General features: G+C 66.8%; 1 pseudogene. It reads left to right on the top strand.

Annotation, left to right across the window (positions count from 1 at the left end):
• A pseudogene (locus MKL20_RS19340) lies at positions 1-301 on the top strand (MucR family transcriptional regulator); the annotation flags it as partial.

The following is a 301-nucleotide window of genomic DNA, read 5'->3' as shown; positions in this document are numbered from 1 at the left end:
GTCGAGAAGCTGACACCGTCACAGATTCGGAAGTCGATCACGCCCGACGCGCTGATCAGCTTCGTCGACGGCTGGCCCTACACGAGCCCGGCGCGGCCCAGAACGCGAGAGCGCACGTCCGCCCTCCAGTCCCATTACTCGCCGTCGCATGCCGTCGCGTTCGCGAACAAGAACCCGACCTCGACCGCGCACCTGGCGCAGGCGCCCAGCCGGGCGCGCGAGCCGTTATCCGACACGATCGAAGAGACCTCTGGCACAGCCACACTACCATGCCTCTTGTCCGGGTACCGCATTGTCGCCC

Source organism: Methylobacterium sp. E-066 (genome assembly GCF_022829635.1).
Lineage (GTDB): Bacteria > Pseudomonadota > Alphaproteobacteria > Rhizobiales > Beijerinckiaceae > Methylobacterium.
The sequence above is the reverse complement of the archived record's forward strand: the minus strand, read 5'-3'. Positions and strand labels throughout refer to the sequence as shown.